Below are 18,332 nucleotides of genomic sequence, written 5' to 3'. Positions count from 1 at the left end.
TTCAGTCCATCCAGAATTTGCGGGTGAACAGAACGTAGACCGACAGGATTTCCAGCCGCCCGGCCAGCATCCCGAAAATCATCAGCCATTTTGCCGTTTCAGGGAAAGCGTTCAGCGCCCCCGCCGAGGATACTTCGGGGCCGAAAGCGGGGCCGACATTGGCGATGGCGGTCCATGCGGCGGTGATCGCGGTTTTCGGATGCAGGCCTGTCAGGTTCAGCGCCACGGTCAGCAGCCCGAAGCTGAGAACGAACAGCCCGAAAAAAGCGATGACAGAATCCATCACATCGGGTTCAATCGCCTGCTGCCCCAAGCGTGGGCGCAAGACCGCATTCGGCCATTGGATACGGCGGATCTGGGTTTTGATGGCTTCGATAACCACCAGCCAGCGAAAAATTTTGACAGAACACCCGGTCGAGGCGGTACAGCCACCAATCAACCCGGTGATAAAGATGATGGTAAAGGGGAAAGCCCCCCAAGCGGTGATGTCCTCGGATGCGTAGCCGGTGCCGGAAAAAAGCGTGACCACGTTAAAGGTGCTTTCGCGCAGGATATCCAGAAAATTCCCGGTTTCATGAATCCAGCGCCATGCCACCACGGCCCCGATGGCATAGGCGGTCCAGCGCAGGTAGGCCCGGATTTGCACATCCCGAAGCACCGGGGCGACCTGTCCGCGTGTGAGCTGCACAAAGCGGATAAACGGCATCGAGGCTAATAGCATGAAAACAGCTGAAACATATTCCAACGGCCCTTTGAATGCCCCAAAACTGGCGTCCGTGGTGGAAAAGCCGCCGGTGGACAGGGTGCTCATGGCGTGGATCGTGGCATCGAAGACGCTCATGCCCAACACCAGATAGCACAGGGCACATAGCACAGTCAGACCGATATACATATCCAGCAGGCTGCGGGCGATGTCGGGGGCGCGGGGCAGTACCTTGCCCAAGGTATCGAACCCTTCGGAGCGGAAAAACTGCATCCCGCCGACGCGCATGACTGGCAGGAAAATCATGGCCACAACGACGATCCCCAAACCGCCCAACCATTGCAGAATACCCCGCCACAGCAGGATGCCAGCGGGCAGGGTTTCGATTTTTTCGTAGATCGTCGACCCCGTCGTGGTCATGCCAGACACGGCCTCGAAATAGGCATCGGTAAAGGCGGATTGGGTTTCACCCAGCATCAGGGGCAAGGCACCGATCATGGGCATGACAACCCATGTGCCTGTGGTCAGCAAAAACGCCTCGCGGATACCAAGACCCTGATCGCGGCGGTTCTGGGTGGACAGAACGACGATTGTGCCCACCAGCAGGGCCAGCCCCGCAGATTGGGCGAAAACGCCGATATGCTGATCGCCTGTGACCCCGTCGATGACCAGACAGGGCAGCATGGCGATACCCATTGCAATAGCCAGAAATCCCAAGATGCGTGCAACGGTCGCGTATTGCATAGTTTTGTCCCGAATTCGGTGGGGCGCAGTTAATGCCAAGGTGGGGCAGAGGTCCAGCGCGAAAACGGGCTGGACGCCGCAGCATTTTGGACGCAGCATCCGGGCATGACACAGATATTGCAAACAGAACTCAGCTTTGTCCCTTGGGCCGATCCGCGCACCCGGCGGTTGCCGGGGGTGGTTCCGGTGACATTGGACAACTGGCTAGAGGTCGATACCGCCTTTGCCGGGCAAATGGCCCTGCGTGATCAGTTGATCGCGGAAAAACCGCAAGAGGTGCTGGCCCTGCATGACAGCGCCCGCCCCGCCGCCGAGGAACTGTACCAGACGGTTTTGGCGCAATTGCCCGCGCTGGGATACCGGCTAGAGCCTGACAGGGTTTTGCGCCCGGATGGGGTGTGGATTGCGTTGGAACCGGCGCAACCCTTAGCCACCTTGGGGCGGTTGGTGCAATGCGATTTGTGCCTGATGCAGCCCGACCCGACCGGGGGGACAACGGAAAGCGTGCTGACGGGCGGGGTGCTGTGTTTCCCGTCTGGCTGGCGTCTGGCGCAAAAATTCATGATGCCGATGATCCGCATCCATTTGCCGATTGAAAAATACACCCCCGATCTGGCGATGCGGGTGCAGCGGTTGTTGGATGGGGTGCAGGTGGGCAGGGGGCTGATGCGTGGCACCGCATCGCAATCCGATGCGCCCTTGGCTGACCCACGATCCGAAGGCGATCTTGTCCACGGCACGCGCGGATCACGGTTTATCCGGGTGGAACGGCAATGCCTGATCAGACTGCCGGAAACGCGGGCCGTGGTGTTTTCGATCCATACCCAGATCATAGAGCCATCGGCGCTGACACCGGAACAGGCCGCAGCGTTGGAAGAATTCCCAATTCGTTTGGCCGATTGACGGCGGATAACGCGGTCAGGTCTGATTTGGCTTATAGTCGGTATCCCCCTGCAACAGTCAGGATTTCGCCGGTGATAAATGACGCGTTGTCCGAAGCCAAAAAGCGCACGGCCTTGGCAATATCTTGCGGGGTGCCGATACGGCCAAGGGCGGTTTGATCTACGAAAAGCCGGGTCAGATCGGCATCGCGCGGGGCTTCGGGGGTGTTGATCGCGCCGGGGGCGACGGCGTTGACACGGATTCCTTGCGGTCCCAGCTCCTTGGCCATCGCGCGGGTCCATAGATTCAGCGCCGCCTTGCTGGCTCCGTAGATCGCGGCATCACGCGGGGGCAGTACCGCATTGATCGACGAGATGCTGACAATCGCCGCGCCGGAGTTCAGATGGGGCAGGGAGGCCGCCAACAGGGCGGCGGGGGCAGACAGGTTCACGTCCAGAATGCGGTGATGGGCCGCCAGATCGAATTCCGTTTTCGGGGACATGGCGATTTGTCCGGCGTTATTCACGATCACATCCAGCCTGCCAAAGCGGGCCAGCACTTGCCCAACCACTTGTTCCGCGCTGTTCGGTTCCGTCAGATCCGCCTGTAGCGCCAGACAATCCGGGCAGGTGGACAGTATCGGGCCGGGGTCGCTGCTGTGATGGGTAAAGACCACGTTATGATCCGTCGCTAATTCTTCGACAATGGCGCGGCCAATCCCACGCGCGCCGCCGGTGATCAGTGCCGTTTTGCGCATATTTTTTCCCTTCCTGACAACGAAGAAGGGCACCCCGAAGGGTGCCCGTCAAGTTTCTTAGTGAAAGTTGGCGCTGTCTTACGACTTGGCCAAGTTGCGCAGCACGTAATGCAGCACGCCACCGTTTTCCAGATATTCGATCTCGGGCGCGGTATCGATCCGGCACTTGACCTTGATGGTTTTGGTGGTGCCATCGCCATAGGTGATCGCGCAATCCAGAACCTGAAGCGGTTGCACGCTGTCCAGACCCGTGATCGAGATGGTTTCATCCCCTTTCAGGCCCAGAGTCTTGCGGTTGTCGCCGCCGGTGAATTCGAACGGAACAACGCCCATGCCCACCAGGTTCGAGCGGTGGATACGTTCAAACGATTCTGCGATCACGGCCTTGACGCCCAGCAGGTTGGTGCCTTTGGCCGCCCAGTCACGCGACGAACCCGCGCCGTATTCGATGCCGCCAAACACAACCAGCGGGGTGCCCGCCGCCTGATAAGCCATCGACGCATCGTAGACCGAGGTCTGTTCGCCATCGGGGCCTTTGGTAAAGCCGCCTTCGACGCCATCCAGCATTTCGTTCTTGATGCGGATGTTGGCGAAGGTGCCGCGCATCATCACCTCGTGGTTGCCGCGACGAGCACCGTACGAGTTGAATTCACGCACCGGCACACCGCGTTCGGTCAGGTATTTGCCTGCCGGGGTGTCGGCCTTGAACGAACCGGCGGGGGAAATGTGGTCGGTCGTGACCATATCGCCCAGGATCAGCAGAACCTTGGCACCTTCGATATTTTTGATGGTGCCTTTTTCCGTGCCCATGCCGCGGAAATACGGCGGGTTCTGGATATAGGTCGATTCCGCGGGCCAGTCATAGGTTTCACCCTTGGACGTTTCCACAGCCTGCCATTTTTCGTCGCCTTTGAAGACGTCGGCGTATTTTTTCATGAACGCTTCGCGGGTCACGGTCTTGTCGACCAGTTCCGCGATTTCTTTGTTGGTCGGCCAGATGTCTTTCAGGAACACATCGTTGCCATCCTTGTCCTGCCCCAGCGGTTCGCTGGTCAGGTCAATATTCATGTCACCGGCCAGCGCATAGGCCACAACCAGCGGCGGCGACGCCAGATAGTTGGCGCGCACATCCGGCGAAATCCGTCCTTCGAAGTTCCGGTTCCCCGACAGAACAGCGGTGGCGACCAGATCGCCCTCGTTGATCGCGGCCGAGATTTCCGGCTGAAGCGGACCCGAGTTCCCGATACAGGTGGTGCAGCCATAGCCAACAAGGTTGAAGCCAACGGCGTCCAGATCTTCCTGAAGGCCAGCAGCTTCGAGGTATTCGGTCACAACCTGCGAACCGGGGGCCAAAGAGGTTTTTACCCAAGGCTTGCGGTTCAGACCCAGCGCACGCGCCTTGCGGGCAACCAGACCGGCGCCGATCAGCACATAGGGGTTCGAGGTGTTGGTGCAGGACGTGATCGAAGCAATCACCACCTTGCCCGAGGTCATGGCGTAATCTTCGCCTTCAACGGCCACTTCTTTGTCCATCGGACGCTTGAAGTTATCGGCCATTTCCTTGGCAAAGGCAGCTTTCGCGCCGGTCAGCGGCAGATAGTCCTGCGGGCGTTTCGGACCCGAGATGGCGGGAACGATGGTGCCCATGTCCAGTTCCAGCGTGGACGAGTAGATCGGCGCATAGTCCGCACCACGCCAGAAGCCGTTTTCTTTGGCATAGGCTTCGACCAGCGCAATGCGGTCCTCTTCGCGGCCGGTCTGGCGCAGGTAGCGCAGGGTTTCGTCGTCGATCGGGAAGAAGCCACAGGTCGCACCGTATTCCGGGGCCATGTTGGCAATGGTCGAACGGTCGGGCAGGGGCAGGTGATCCAGACCTTCGCCGTAGAATTCAACGAATTTGCCGACCACGCCATGTTTGCGCAGCATTTCCACGACCTTCAGAACCAGGTCGGTTGCGGTGGTGCCTTCGACCATTTCGCCGGTCAGTTTGAAGCCCACAACCTCGGGGATCAGCATCGAAATCGGCTGGCCCAGCATGGCAGCTTCGGCTTCGATCCCGCCAACGCCCCAGCCCAGCACGGCCAGACCGTTCACCATGGTGGTGTGGCTGTCAGTGCCAACCAGCGTATCCGGGTAAGCCACGGTATCGCCGTTCTGGTCGGTGTCGGTCCAGACGGTCTGGGCCAGATATTCCACGTTCACCTGATGGCAGATGCCGGTGCCGGGCGGAACCACGCGGAAGTTATTGAACGCGCCCTGACCCCATTTCAGGAACTGGTAGCGTTCCATGTTCCGTTCGTATTCGCGGTCCACGTTCATCTGGAACGCGCGCGGATTGCCGAATTCGTCAATCATGACCGAGTGGTCAATGACCAGATCAACCGGGTTCAGCGGGTTGATTTTCTGGGCGTCGCCACCCAGCGCCTTGATACCGTCGCGCATGGCGGCCAGATCGACAACGGCGGGAACGCCGGTGAAATCCTGCATCAGCACGCGGGCCGGGCGATACGCGATTTCGCGCGGGTTCTTACCGCCATTCACAGCCCATTCGCCAAAGGCTTTGATGTCGTCAACCGACACCGAAAAACCATTGTCTTCAAAGCGCAGCAGGTTTTCCAGCACCACTTTCAGCGAAGCGGGCAGCTTGGAAAAATCGCCAAGCCCGGCTTCCTGGGCGGCGGGGATCGAGTAATAAGAATAGGATTTTCCGCCAGCCGACAGCGACTTGCGTGTCTTGGCGGTGTCATTTCCAACGACGATGGGCATGGATGGCCTCCCTCTGGTCAGCAAAAAGGGTTACGCTGGTGCCGCTTCTGCCTGAATGCGCCGAGGCAATCAAGGGGGGAGTGACAATTATGTATACCATTGCACACATTTTCGGGGATGATCGGCAGGGGATGGATTGCCTCACTCTTGGCTGACAAAACGTTGATTGGTTATTTCAGGCTGAAAGGCCTATGACAGAAGGCACGGAAAGAAGGGGAAAAACGCGATCATGCGTCAGGTCATGACATGGATAGCCGCTGCCTGGGTGGCGGCAGTGGGGCCGGTTTGGGCCGACGATCATCCAGTGCTGGTTGAGCTTTTTACCTCTCAGGGGTGTTCCTCTTGTCCGCCTGCTGATGAATTTCTAAGCACATTGGCAGAACGAGAGGATGTCATCGCCTTGGCGCTGCATGTGGATTATTGGGACTATATCGGCTGGAAAGACGCTTTTGCCGATCCCGCCTTTACCGCCCGGCAAAAAGCCTATGCCATCGCAGGTGGGCGCCGGTCTGTTTACACGCCGCAGATGATTGTCGGCGGGCGTGAACATGTGGTGGGTAATCATCCGGTCGATGTGATGGATTTGGTCCGTAAACACGCAGATCAGGCGCAGCCAGTGACCTTGACGCTTCGCCGACAGGGGGATCTGGTGCATATCACGGCACGGGCCAGCCAGCCGTTGCCCGAACCCGTTGTGGTTCAACTGGTGCGCTACCGGCCTTCGGCGCGGGTGGAAATCCACAAGGGTGAAAATGCTGGCCGGTCCGTGGAATATTCCAACATTGTGACCGAATGGCACATTCTGGGGGAATGGGACACGCGGCAAGGATTGGATACGGGCGGGCCGGTGCCCGGTGATCAGCCGGTCGTGGTGATCGTTCAGAAAAAAGGCCCCGGAGAGGTGCTGGCCGCCGCACGGTTGCGGTAGAACTCAGAGCGTTTTGCTCCAACGGCGGTGAATCCAAAACCATTGTTCAGGATGGGCGTTTACCCGCGTTTCCAGTCGCCGCGTCATTTCGTTGGTCATGGTCAGCGGGTCGGTGTGCGGAATCGGCGCTTCGATTTCCACATCGAAATTCACCCCATCCGCGTGACGGGTGGCGAAGAACGGCACCAGCAGCGCCTTGGTTCGCATCGCGATTTCAGCGGCAGAGGTCAGGGTAGGCGCGGGTTTCCCCATGAAATCAATCGGTTCGCCTGACTTGTCATGCAGGTCAAACAGAAGCACGCCGAACCCGCCCTTGGCAATGTGGCGGATCAGCCCCAGCGTACCGCGTTTACCCTTTTCAAACACGGGGCCGGACAGGCGTTTCATGTTTTCGGCGTAATGTTCGTTGAAATAGGGGTTGGCCATCGGGCGATACAGCCCGCCGATCTGAAAACCACGGTTGACCAGCGCGGCGCGGGGAATTTCAAAATTGGCATAATGGGCTGTGACCATCAGGACCGGCGTACCATTGGCGCGGGCCTGTTCGATCACTGACAGGCCGGGGCCGGAAATGGATTGCGTTTTTGTGCGCTCCAGCAGGCCCGCCGTGTCGTAGTTTTCTATCATCGTGCGCCCGGCATTATCGGCCACGGCATCCGCGATGCGGCGTTTTTCCGCGGCGGACATGTCCGGGTAAATATAGCTCAGGTTCGCGATGGCGCGTTTGCGATAGCCAACCGTGGGGGACAGGACGCGGCGGGTGAACCAGCCCATCAGACGCACACGGGTTTCCCAAGGCAGGGCCAGCGCCGTGCCGATCACCCCGCGCAGGACACGATCCGCGATCCAGTCCTGCCAGCCGCCGTGGGTTTTCTGTTTCTTCGCCAAAAGCCCGGTTATCCCCTTGTTTCCCGGTGCCAGACATAAATGCCGGATACCGCGATCACAAGAGCGCCGATACTTGTCCAAAGGTCAGGATATTCCCCGAACAGGGTGATTCCCCAGAAAGCGGCAAAGATCAGCCCGACATAGGCGAACGGGGCCAGCATCGCGGCTTCGCCAATAGACAGCGCCCGGATCAGCAACAACTGCGAGGCCGTGCCGCAGATCGCCAACACGGCCATGAGCATCAACGCAAACGGGCTGGGCGTGACCCAATAGAAGGGCACGGCGCAGGACAGCAGGATTGCGCCGAACAGCGCGGTATACAAAAGTGATGTCCAGGGATCTTCGTTTCTGCCCACGAACCGGGTGACAAGATTATAGCCGGAATAGGCGAACGCGCCCGCCAGCGGATACAAGGCATAAGGGGAAAATACGCCTGATCCGGGCCGGATTATGATCAACGCGCCGACCATCGCGGCGGCAATGCCAAAAATGCGACGCGGTCCCAGTTTTTCCCCCAGAAACAGCGCGGCGCCCAGCGTGATCAGCACCGGGTTGATGTCCATAATCGCCGTGGCCTCGGCCAAACCAATATGGGCCAATCCCGAAAAGAAACAGACAGTGCCGATCATCAGCAACACGGATCGCGCCAGTTGCAGGCCGGGATAGCGCGTGCGCATCACGGTTTTCAGTCGCGGGAATACCACGATCAAAACCATCAGGCTTTGCCCGGCATAGCGGGACCAGACCGTAGGGATCGTGCCGATATGCTGACCCAGTTCCTTGGCGGTGGCATCCATGATGGAAAAAAATAACAGCGCCCCCAACATCAGGGCGATGGCCTGCCCGTTGGGCGATAGTCTGGACATAACGGCAGCTTCCCTGCGTGGCGGATAACGGCGGGACGTTATGGGGCATAATTGTCAGTGTCCAGTGCTACTGGTCTTCTTCTTCGGGGATCAGCTCTATCTCTCCGGCTGATTCCAACTGGCGGATGGCGGCGACGACGGCGCCCATCGCCTCTTCCCCGGATTTGGGTTTGATGATGCCGGATTCGGCCATTTCTTCGCGTAGGGCGTCCGCCATACGGCCTGACAGGTTGGACAGGATGTGATCCGCCGCTGCGGTGCCATCCGTGGCGGTGGCATGGGCCAGCGCCATCACCAGCACGGGCTGATCCACGGCACGGGTCAGTTTGGGCACGTCCAGCGAGGCAATCCGAGCGGGAATGTCGTTGAAAGTGAAAATCGCGCGGCGGACGCGGGCGGCAAATTCGGCGTCTTCATCCTCGAGCGCGGTCAGTAATTCATCCCGCGTGGCCGAAGGGGAAAAGTTCAAAATAGCGCCCACGCGTTTGTCTGGTCCGTCTGCGAAGGCGCGTTCCGGCTGGGCGTCCATCTGCGCGGCCAGCGACAGGCCGATCCGGTCCACGGCATCGGGCGTGACAGCCCCGGTCAGTGATACGGCATAGGTGATGCGGCGGGCGTGGTCGCCGGGCAGCAGGGCCAGCACCTCGGCCGCGCGGGTGACATCCAGTTTAGACAGGACCACAGCGGCGATTTCGGTCGATTCGTCCTGAAAAATCGGCAACAGGGCAGGGGCATCCAGCGCCCTGATCCGATCCCACGGGTCCGCATATTGGCGCACGCCCGCCTGTTTGCGTAGCCGGGCAGCGGTGCGGGGATGAATGCGCCCGTCCAGAATGGTCAGCGCCCCGGCCAGATCATGTGGAAAGGTCACGCCGATTTCTTCTAACTGACCGGCAAATTCGGCCACGACATTCGCCAATGTCTGACGGTCCACCAGTCGCATGTCGCCCATCTGGCGGGTTAGTTCAGCCTGTAATTCTTCGGGCAGGTCGGAAAAATCCAGATCGGCCCCTTCGGACAACAAAAACCGCACCATGATAGCGGCCTTTTGCCTGCGGGTCAGGCCGGGGGATTGGCGCACAGATTTCCCCGTGCCGGACGCAGGCACCGCTTTTTTCGCCGGGGTGATCCGGGCCAGTTGGGTCGAGTTGGTCATCCATCCCTCTTCGTCAGCGTTTAGGGCAGATAACCAGCGAAGAATGAAGAAACCCTTTAGCCCAGCAGTTTAGCCGGTGGCACTGGTGCAGGATTTGCTGTCTTTATCCCAGACCTTGCCATCGGCGCAGGACATCGCCTGTTGGTGGTCATAGGGGCATTCGGCCATTGCGGTCAGCGGCGCGATGGTCAGGCTAAGCGCAATCAGAACGGTGCGGATCATAAGAAAACTCCCTGTCATGGGTCACATGACAGGGAGCATAGCACAGTTTCGCGATTCTGACGAACTCAGACCTCGCCGAACACCCGGCGGAAGATCGTGTCGACATGTTTGGTGTGATAGCCCATGTCGAATTTTTCGTTGATGCCATCCACGCCCAAGGCCGCGACAACATCCTTGTCCGCCAGCAGCTCTTCGCGGAAATCAACGCGGTCTTCCCAGACTTTCAGCGCGTTACGCTGCACCATCGCATAGGCGTCTTCGCGCGAAACGCCCGCTTGCGTCAGCGCCAGAAGCACCCGCTGCGACATCACCAGACCGGGGAATTTGTTCATGTTGTCCAGCATGTTTTGCGGGAAAACCAGCATTTTTTCAACAACGCCTGCCAGACGGTTCAGCGCGAAATCCAGCGTCACGGTCGCGTCCGGGCCAATGCCGCGTTCCACCGACGAATGTGAAATATCGCGTTCGTGCCACAGCGCCACGTTTTCCATCGCAGGCACCACGGTCATGCGCACCAGACGGGCCAGCCCGGTCAGGTTTTCGGTCAGCACCGGGTTCTTTTTGTGCGGCATCGCCGACGAGCCTTTTTGACCCATCGAGAAGAATTCAGCGCCTTCCAGCACCTCGGTCCGCTGCATGTGGCGGATTTCGATGGCGACGTTTTCGATGGAGGAGGCAATAACCCCCAGCGTCGCAAAGAACATCGCGTGACGGTCGCGCGGGATCACCTGCGTGCTGATGGGTTCGGGTTTCAGGCCCATCATCTTGCAAACATGTTCTTCGACGGCGGGGTCGATATTGGCAAAGGTGCCAACCGCGCCGGAAATCGCGCCCGTGGCGATTTCTTCGCGGGCGGCTTGCAGGCGGGCCTTGTTGCGGTCCATTTCGGCATAGAAACGGGCAAAGGTCAGGCCCATCGTGGTGGGTTCTGCGTGAATGCCGTGGCTGCGGCCCACGCGCACGCTGTCCTTGTGTTCAAAGGCGCGTTTTTTCAGCGCGGCCAGAACCTTGTCCAGACCACCCAGCAGAATATCCGAGGCGCGGACCAGTTGCACGTTCAGGCAGGTATCCAGCACGTCGGACGAGGTCATGCCCTGATGCACGAAACGCGCTTCTTCGCTGCCGACATGTTCGGCCAGATGGGTCAGGAATGCGATCACGTCATGTTTGGTGACAGCTTCGATTTCGTCGATGCGGGCCACGTCGAATTCCACGTCTTTCGCTTTCCAGACGGCTTCGGCGTTTTCGCGCGGGATCACGCCCAGATCGGCCTGTGCATCACAGGCGTGGGCTTCGATCTCGTACCAAATCTTGAACTTGGTCTCGGGCGACCAGATAGAGACCATCTCGGGGCGGGCATAACGCGGGATCATCGGCTTTCCTTGGATATGGTGGTTGGCGCGTTCTTTACCCCCCGTAGCCCTGCGCGGCAAGGGTGGGGCGGTCATATGTAGCGGTTGGGAACGGCCCTAATCATCTGCCAGCAGCGTTTCCACCTGACTGCCACGGGTCAGCGTACCGTGAACCGGGCATTTATCCGCGATCTGGCGCAGCTTTTCGCGCTGATCCGGGGTCAGGTCGCCGTCCAGATGGATGCGGCGGGTGAACAGATCAATCTTGTCGGCATTGCTGGCATCCTGCGCGTGAACTTTGCCCTGCGTGACATCCACCCGCACATGTTTCAGCGGCCAGCCCTTGCGCCGGGCATACATGCGGATCGTCATCGAGGTGCAGGCCCCCAACCCCGCAGCCAGAAATCCATAAGGGGTCATGCCGCGATTGGTGCCGCCATAGGCCAGGGGTTCATCGGCAATGCTGTGATGCAGGGGGCCGGATTGAATATCCTGAAGGAAACCGTCCGGGTCGGCCTCGGATACGCGCACGACACCTTCGGGTGCGCCGGGGGGCGGGGCGGGGTGTTTCAGCGCCAGATAGCGGCTGGCCCATGTGGCGATGACCTGCGCGGCGTATTCTGCATCCGCAGCGCGGGAAATCAGGTGGTCGGCATCATCCAGAGTCACGAAACTTTTGGGGTGTTTGGCGGCCACGAAAATGCCGGTGGCATTGTCGATCCCCACAATTTCATCCCGCGGGGCGTGCAGCACCAAAAGCGCGGCTTTCAAGTGGCCGATGGCATCAATCAGATTGGCCTGTGACACGTCTTTCAGAAAGCTGTCGGTGATCGGAAATGCCCCGTGGCCCAGTTGCACCTGTGCGCAGCCTTCGGTTTCGATGGTGTGAATATCCGTTTCAAACGCTTTCAGAATGTGGGCCGGATCGAATGGCGCGTTCAGCGTGGCAACCGCGCGAATGCCATTGATCTGCGGTGCAGCACGCAACACAGCCGCCCCGCCCAGCGAATGCCCGATCAGCAGGGTCGGGGCCATGTTCCGCCCGGTCAGATAGGTGGCTGCGGCCAGAATGTCCTGTACGTTCGAGGTGAAATTGGTGTTGGCAAATTCCCCCTGCGAATGGCCCAACCCGGTGAAATCGAAACGCAGCACACCGATACCCAGCCCGGCTAGCCGCTGGCTGATCCGGCGGGCGGCGGCGATGTCCTTGGTGCAGGTAAAGCAATGCGCAAATATGGCGGTGGCCTGATGCGGCCCGTCAGGCAGGTCCAGCCGGGCTGCCAGTTGGGCGCCATCATGGCCGACAAAAGTGATGCGTTCAGAAGGCATGAATGGTCTTTCAATTTGTGGATTTCGGGGCGCAGGGGGCCGCTTTACCAAAAGATTAGGGTGTGAGGACGGGCTGCACCAGTTGCCATAAGCTGTCGTCACGCGAAGTTGAGCCACAGAGAACACATAGGGCGTGCGCTGCCGCTTTGCGGTCATCGCAGGCAGGCGGCATATCGGAGGGGTGTTTTGCCAAGGAGAAAAACACCATACGAAAAGGCCATCGCGCGGGGCGACGGCCAGGTCCCTTGCCGCGCAAGGTTGGGGAAAACGGGTTAGCTGACGATTTTCGTTACAATGCCGATCACATCGGCGGTTGCGCCATTGGCATTTAGCGCCGCAAACAGTCCGGTCAGGGACAGGGTGTGAGCTGACAGGCGGAAATCTTCGCCACGAAACAGGTTATACACCATCAGGAATGCCGCCAGCGGCAATGAAAAGACGCCAACAGTGATGGACACGAACCATGTTGCCATACGGGCCACGCTGTTGCGTGGGGCGGCGATTCCGCTTTCTTCCAAGGCTGAATCATCGACGTCTTGGAAACTGCTGCGCAGTTCGGAAAGTTCGTGAATTTCGGTCTGGCTCATGGCCTGTTGGCTGCGGCGGTCATATTCCCGTTCCAACAGCCGCGAGGTGATGTCCACATCCGGGAACCGTCCCGGTGCGCGGGGTGTTTGTGGGCGATCAGGGGCAAGGGCCGGATGGTTCGGGCGCACCACAGCCGCCGGGGACGGAGCCGGAGAGACAGAAGCCATTGCCATCGCCATTTGCGGTTGCGCCAGAATGGGGCCGGGAACCGCACGGACAGGGCGCTGTTGCGTGGTTTGCTCTTTGCGCTTCACGCGGCGGGGCATGACGCGGGCCACGGCTTTGACAAAATCCTGCGTTTCAAGCAGGGTTTCTTCGTCCAGCCATTGAATATAGTCGGGTTCCAGCCAGACTGCCATCTGGCAGGTCAGGCTGGCCAGCGTCGCCTGTGTCGCGCGTTTGGCGGGGGTCGTTTCACTGTCCAGCGGCTGCGTCAGGGATACTTCGATGATCAGCCCGGCATGGTCCAAAATGGCCCGTGCAGATGCCGTTTCATGGTCCAACGGTTCGGGCGTTGCGGGGCCGGGGTGATCGGGGACAGACAGTTCCAGCGTCAGCAGGTCCGAGATGACCTGCACATGGTTTTCGGATTGCACCTGAACGCCGGAAATGCGGTGGCCGTTTGCTTCCAGAACGCGCTGCAAGCTGACGCTCAGTTCAAGCGTGTCGCAATTGCGAGAGGCCAGAAACACCAGCCCAGAAGTATAGCGGTTTTCGTCGGTTTTCATCACTGAGGCTCCGGCCTTCTTATCCTGTTCGTCCTGTTCAATCTGGAGGGGAAAAAGGGAAAGATTATGGCCGAAATTCGGTGACTGCGGGGTAATCCCGCGTCATGGGCGACACTGTTGCCTGTCAACGAACAGTGGGGCGGGAAAAATCCGGGTTGGATGTATCCCTGACCAGAGAGAGGCGCAAAACCGCGCCTATCTGGTTCGGTTTGGGGGTGAAAATTCTCTGCTTTGGGTTGATTCGCAGCGTTGGCCGCTTGGCAAAAGAAAAAGGACGCCCAAAGGCGCCCTTTCCCAAGTCAGTGACTGCTTGATCAACAGCTATAGTACATCTGGTATTCGATGGGGTGGGGGGTATGCTCGTAAGCATGAACCTCGTCCATCTTCAGGGCGATGTAACCATTGATCTGGTCTTTGGTGAACACGTCACCGGCCAGCAGGTAATCCATATCTGCTTGCAGCTCGTCCAGAGCTTCGCGCAGCGAACCGCAAACGGTGGGGATCCCGGCCAGCTCTTCTGCGGGCAGATCGTACAGGTTTTTGTCCATTGCGTCGCCCGGATCAATCTTGTTCTTGATCCCGTCCAGACCAGCCATCAGCAGGGCGGCAAAGCACAGGTAGGGGTTCGCCGCGGGATCGGGGAAACGGGCCTCGACGCGCTTGGCTTTGGGCGATTCAGTCCACGGAATACGAACGCAACCCGAACGGTTACGGGCCGAATAGGCGCGCAGAACGGGGGCTTCAAAGCCGGGGATCAGACGCTTGTAGCTGTTGGTCGACGGGTTGGTGAAGGCGTTCAGCGATTTCGCGTGCTTCAGGATGCCGCCGATGAAATACAGGGCTTCTGCCGACAGATCGGCATATTTGTCGCCTGCGAACAGCGGCTTGCCGTCTTTCCAGATCGACATGTTGACGTGCATCCCCGACCCGTTGTCGCCCTTCATCGGTTTCGGCATGAAGGTCGCGGTCTTGCCATAGGCATGGGCCACGTTGTGGATCACGTATTTGTATTTCTGGATGTTGTCAGCCTGTTCGGTCAGGGTCCCGAAGATCAGGCCCAGTTCGTGCTGACAGGTCGCAACTTCGTGGTGATGCTTGTCGGTTTTCATGCCCATGCGCTTCATGGTCGACAGCATTTCGGCGCGGATGTCCTGTGCTTCGTCCACGGGGTTCACCGGGAAATAGCCGCCCTTGTGTTCCGCGCGGTGTGCCAGGTTGCCGCTTTCGAATTCTGCATCGGTGTTCCATGCTGCGGCTTCGGCGTCGATCGAATAGCCAACTTTCGACGGGGTCACGGAATAGCGCACGTCGTCGAACAGGAAGAATTCAGCTTCAGGCCCCATATAGGCCACATCGCCGATCCCCGAGGATTTCAGGTAGGCTTCGGCTTTTTGTGCGGTGCCGCGCGGATCGCGTTCGTAGGATTCGCCGGTGTCGGGTTCCACGACCGAGCAATGGATGCACAGGGTTTTTTCCGCATAGAACGGGTCAACATAAACCGAGTCAGTGTCGGGCATCAGTTTCATGTCCGATGCTTCGATCGACTTCCAGCCTGCAATCGACGAACCGTCGAACATGAAGCCTTCTTCCAGGAAATCCTCGTCAACCAGATCGGCGACAACCGTCACGTGTTGCAGTTTGCCACGCGGATCGGTGAAGCGGATATCGACGTATTCGATTTCCTCGTCCTTGATGAGGTTAAGAACTGCGTCCTTGCTCATTCTCTTATCCCTTTCTTTGTATTGGGGGTAATTACAGCGCGTCCGAGCCGGATTCGCCGGTACGGATGCGGATAGCTTGTTCAACGGGGCTGACGAAAATCTTGCCGTCACCGATTTTGTCGGTTTTGGCGGCGTCGATGATCGCCTCGATTGCGCCATCAACCAGATCGTCGTCCAGCACAACTTCGATTTTCACTTTGGGCAGGAAGTCCACGACGTATTCAGCGCCGCGGTACAGTTCGGTATGGCCCTTCTGACGACCGAAGCCTTTGACTTCGATCACGCTCAGACCTTGGATACCGGCCTCTTGCAGCGCTTCTTTTACTTCATCAAGCTTGAAGGGCTTGATGATCGCCTCGATCTTCTTCATCGCTTTGGATCTCCTCGCCATGACGTGTTGCAAGCCGACAGATCACTTTCCCTGAACAGCCACAATTAGCTATGGTTATGTCACCGGGAAGGCATGGCTGAAACCGGGGTGAGTGATTAAATTTTGTGCAATTTGCACGAAAAATCATCGAAATTGAATCGCTGAGGCGGGCATAATGACTGAAATTCTGACATCTGCACAAATGCGCAGCATCGAACGTGCCGCTATCGAGTCGGGACAGGCTACGGGGCTGGACCTGATGGAACAGGCCGGTCAGGGCGTGGTCGATGCTGTCTTGGCGCAATGGCCGCAGATGCAGAAAACCCCGCGCTGCGCAGTTGTTTTATGCGGGCCGGGGAACAATGGCGGCGATGGGTTTGTGATTGCCCGCCTGCTGGCGGCGCGGGGCTGGATGGTCGAGGTGTTTTTCTTTGGCCAGATCGACAAATTGCCGCCCGATGCACGAAAGAATTACGATAGATGGCACGGCGGCGTTCACCCCGTTTCTGAATTTCTGGCGCGATCGGCTTGGGACTGCGATCTGGTGATTGACGCGCTGTTCGGCACCGGGTTGACACGCAGTCCAGAAGGGCTGGCAGCGTTGTTTGAGCGAATGAAAGCGCTGCGCGATGGGTCGGCAACGCGACCCGTATGCGTGGCGGTGGATATTCCCAGCGGGCTTTGCGCCGATAGCGGGCGAGTCTTTACGTCAGAGCCGGGTGAACCGGCGGCGATGGCTGATATAACGGTCAGTTTTCATGCCGCAAAACTGGGGCATGTTTTGGCCGAGGGGCCGGATCGTTGTGGCAAACTGGTGGTCGCGGACATCGGACTGGCACAAAGCGGGGCGCCTTCGGTGGTGCAGCAAGTGATGGCCCCCGACTGGCGGTTACTGAACAAAGGGGCGGGGCATAAATTCTCGCACGGTCATGCACTGATCCTGTCCGGTGGGGCCGGGCGCACTGGCGCGTCGCGTTTGGCGGCGCGGGCGGCGTTACGGGTTGGGGCCGGGCTGGTGACGCTGGGGGTGCCGCCTGCGGCCCAGCAAGAGGTGGCCTGTCAGGTGACTGCCATCATGTTGCGGCGCGTGGCTGATGGCGCTGGCCTGTCCGCTGTGTTGCAGGACGGGCGGCTGAATGCCGTGGGGTTGGGTCCGGCGTTGGGGTTGAACGATCACGCGGCGGGGTTGATCGCGGCAACGCTGGCGGCCGGGCGGGCGACTGTTCTGGATGCCGACGCCCTGACGCTTTTGGCCGGGGATCGGGATTTGTGGCAGACATTGCATCCGGGCTGTGTGCTGACCCCACATGGCGGCGAATTTGCGCGGCTGTTCCCGGATATTGCTGCTGACTTGGCCGAATTGCCGTTGCGCGGGCCGATCCGGTCCAAGGTGGATGCCACCCGTGATGCCGCGAAACGGGCCGGGTGCGTTGTGTTGTACAAAGGCGCGGATACGGTGATTGCAGCCCCGGACGGGCGATGTGCGGTTCATGCGGCGGCATACGATCAGGCCGCCCCGTGGCTGGCAACAGCCGGATCAGGCGATGTTCTGACCGGGCTGATTACCGGGCTTCTGGCGCGCGGGATGCTTCCGTTTCAGGCCGCTCAAACGGGCGCGTGGTTGCACGCGGCCGCTGCACGCCGTGCCGGGCCGGGCCTGATTGCCGAGGATTTACCCGAGGCGATACCGACCGTGTTCCGCGATTTGCAGAATGCCGTTTCCAATCTTGTATCAGGAAAGTAATTTTTCCTCTCGCATCCCGTGAAGGGGTTTGCTAAGGAGCGTCGAACCAGCCGTTGGCTGATGAATGTGCGGGTGTGGCGAAATTGGTAGACGCACCAGATTTAGGTTCTGGCGCCGCAAGGCGTGGGGGTTCAAGTCCCTCCACCCGCACCACTTATGTGAATATCTTTAAATAAAATCAGTGGGTTGCGAAGTCGTTCATTATTGCAGTCCCCCTTTGAGTCCCCTTTTTGGTCGTCGTTTGGTGATAAGAATGGAGACTGTGCCAACTGGCCGATCTTCGCATGAAGGGATTTCACGTCGATCTCGGGGGGCGAAGCCCTCGGCTTGTCGTCGAAGACATCCGAAACGCCGTTCAGAAGTTGGTCTTTCCACTGCTTGATTTGGTTGGGATGCAGATCGAACTGGGTCGCCAACTCGCTCATCGTCTTGTTGCCCTTCAAGGCCGCCAGTGCGACCTTCGCCTTGAATGCAGGGCTGTGGTTACGTCGCGGTCGTCTTGTCATCTTCTCTCCTTTGTCTCGGCAACGCTGCCGGAGTGGGAGCAGAAAATCCACCTAACTCAACTGTTCAGATTCGTCGGGCCAC

At 59.2% G+C, this 18,332-nt stretch carries 15 protein-coding genes, 1 tRNA gene and 1 pseudogene; 4 read left to right on the top strand and 13 right to left on the bottom strand.

The window, feature by feature from the left end; all coding sequences use genetic code 11:
- Window position 1: 1 nt before the first annotated feature.
- Window positions 2-1,447: a TrkH family potassium uptake protein gene (locus FN828_RS11280; RefSeq protein WP_142493561.1), complete on the bottom strand. Its 1,446-nt coding sequence runs from the start codon at window positions 1,445-1,447 to the stop codon at window positions 2-4.
- A 105-nt stretch (window positions 1,448-1,552) separates the two neighbouring features.
- Here FN828_RS11280 and FN828_RS11275 point away from each other — a divergent pair, with 105 nt between their 5' ends.
- Entirely contained in the window at window positions 1,553-2,350 is a 798-nt protein-coding gene (locus FN828_RS11275) for a heme-dependent oxidative N-demethylase family protein (RefSeq protein ID WP_142493560.1), read from the top strand.
- Between the two features lie 31 nt (window positions 2,351-2,381).
- Here the strand turns inward: FN828_RS11275 and FN828_RS11270 are convergent, their stop codons facing one another.
- Complete coding sequence (locus tag FN828_RS11270) at window positions 2,382-3,086, bottom strand: SDR family NAD(P)-dependent oxidoreductase (protein ID WP_142493558.1); 705 nt, start codon at window positions 3,084-3,086, stop codon at window positions 2,382-2,384.
- A 78-nt stretch (window positions 3,087-3,164) separates the two neighbouring features.
- A complete protein-coding gene (acnA, locus tag FN828_RS11265; protein WP_142493556.1) occupies window positions 3,165-5,852 on the bottom strand; it encodes an aconitate hydratase AcnA in 2,688 nt (895 codons plus the stop codon).
- 229 nt (window positions 5,853-6,081) lie between these two features.
- On the opposite strand from acnA, the gene FN828_RS11260 reads away from it, so the two are divergent.
- The gene (locus FN828_RS11260) at window positions 6,082-6,780 is read left to right on the top strand and encodes a DUF1223 domain-containing protein (protein ID WP_142493554.1); all 699 of its coding nucleotides are present in this window, start codon (window positions 6,082-6,084) and stop codon (window positions 6,778-6,780) included.
- Window positions 6,781-6,783: 3 nt separating this feature from the next.
- On the opposite strand, the gene FN828_RS11255 is transcribed toward FN828_RS11260, so the two are convergent.
- From FN828_RS11255 to FN828_RS11220, 9 genes are all read right to left on the bottom strand, one after another.
- A complete protein-coding gene (locus FN828_RS11255; RefSeq protein WP_235891460.1) occupies window positions 6,784-7,668 on the bottom strand; it encodes a lysophospholipid acyltransferase family protein in 885 nt (294 codons plus the stop codon).
- Between the two features lie 8 nt (window positions 7,669-7,676).
- Window positions 7,677-8,534: a DMT family transporter gene (locus FN828_RS11250; protein ID WP_221930551.1), complete on the bottom strand. Its 858-nt coding sequence runs from the start codon at window positions 8,532-8,534 to the stop codon at window positions 7,677-7,679.
- Between the two features lie 67 nt (window positions 8,535-8,601).
- A complete protein-coding gene (locus tag FN828_RS11245; RefSeq protein ID WP_142493552.1) occupies window positions 8,602-9,690 on the bottom strand; it encodes a flagellar motor switch protein FliG in 1,089 nt (362 codons plus the stop codon).
- 69 nt (window positions 9,691-9,759) lie between these two features.
- Window positions 9,760-9,912 carry a hypothetical protein gene (locus FN828_RS20515; RefSeq protein ID WP_185958997.1) on the bottom strand — a complete coding sequence of 51 codons (153 nt, stop codon included), beginning with the start codon at window positions 9,910-9,912 and terminating at the stop codon, window positions 9,760-9,762.
- Window positions 9,913-9,977: 65 nt separating this feature from the next.
- A complete protein-coding gene (purB, locus tag FN828_RS11240; RefSeq protein WP_142493550.1) occupies window positions 9,978-11,285 on the bottom strand; it encodes an adenylosuccinate lyase in 1,308 nt (435 codons plus the stop codon).
- 96 nt (window positions 11,286-11,381) lie between these two features.
- Window positions 11,382-12,593, bottom strand: coding sequence for a bifunctional alpha/beta hydrolase/OsmC family protein (locus tag FN828_RS11235; protein ID WP_142493548.1), 1,212 nt, complete (start codon window positions 12,591-12,593; stop codon window positions 11,382-11,384).
- 272 nt (window positions 12,594-12,865) lie between these two features.
- The gene (locus FN828_RS11230) at window positions 12,866-13,909 is read right to left on the bottom strand and encodes a hypothetical protein (protein WP_142493547.1); all 1,044 of its coding nucleotides are present in this window, start codon (window positions 13,907-13,909) and stop codon (window positions 12,866-12,868) included.
- 314 nt (window positions 13,910-14,223) lie between these two features.
- On the bottom strand, window positions 14,224-15,630 hold the full coding sequence (gene glnA, locus FN828_RS11225) for a type I glutamate--ammonia ligase (RefSeq protein WP_142493545.1): 1,407 nt from the start codon (window positions 15,628-15,630) through the stop codon (window positions 14,224-14,226).
- Between the two features lie 31 nt (window positions 15,631-15,661).
- On the bottom strand, window positions 15,662-16,000 hold the full coding sequence (locus FN828_RS11220) for a P-II family nitrogen regulator (RefSeq protein ID WP_136340092.1): 339 nt from the start codon (window positions 15,998-16,000) through the stop codon (window positions 15,662-15,664).
- Between the two features lie 175 nt (window positions 16,001-16,175).
- On the opposite strand from FN828_RS11220, the gene FN828_RS11215 reads away from it, so the two are divergent.
- Together FN828_RS11215 and FN828_RS11210 are read left to right on the top strand one after the other, a co-directional pair.
- Window positions 16,176-17,744 (top strand): NAD(P)H-hydrate dehydratase, encoded by a 1,569-nt coding sequence (locus FN828_RS11215; RefSeq protein WP_142493544.1) that lies wholly within the window; start codon window positions 16,176-16,178, stop codon window positions 17,742-17,744.
- A 68-nt stretch (window positions 17,745-17,812) separates the two neighbouring features.
- Window positions 17,813-17,897 (top strand) — tRNA-Leu (locus FN828_RS11210).
- 110 nt (window positions 17,898-18,007) lie between these two features.
- On the opposite strand, the pseudogene FN828_RS20820 reads toward FN828_RS11210, so the two are convergent.
- Window positions 18,008-18,250: pseudogene (locus FN828_RS20820) on the bottom strand (transposase); the annotation flags it as partial.
- Between the last annotated feature and the right edge of the window lie 82 nt (window positions 18,251-18,332).

The sequence above is a fragment of the Thalassovita litoralis genome (genome assembly GCF_900182725.1).
GTDB lineage: Bacteria > Pseudomonadota > Alphaproteobacteria > Rhodobacterales > Rhodobacteraceae > Thalassobius > Thalassobius litoralis.
This window is presented reverse-complemented; position numbering and strand designations above follow the sequence as displayed.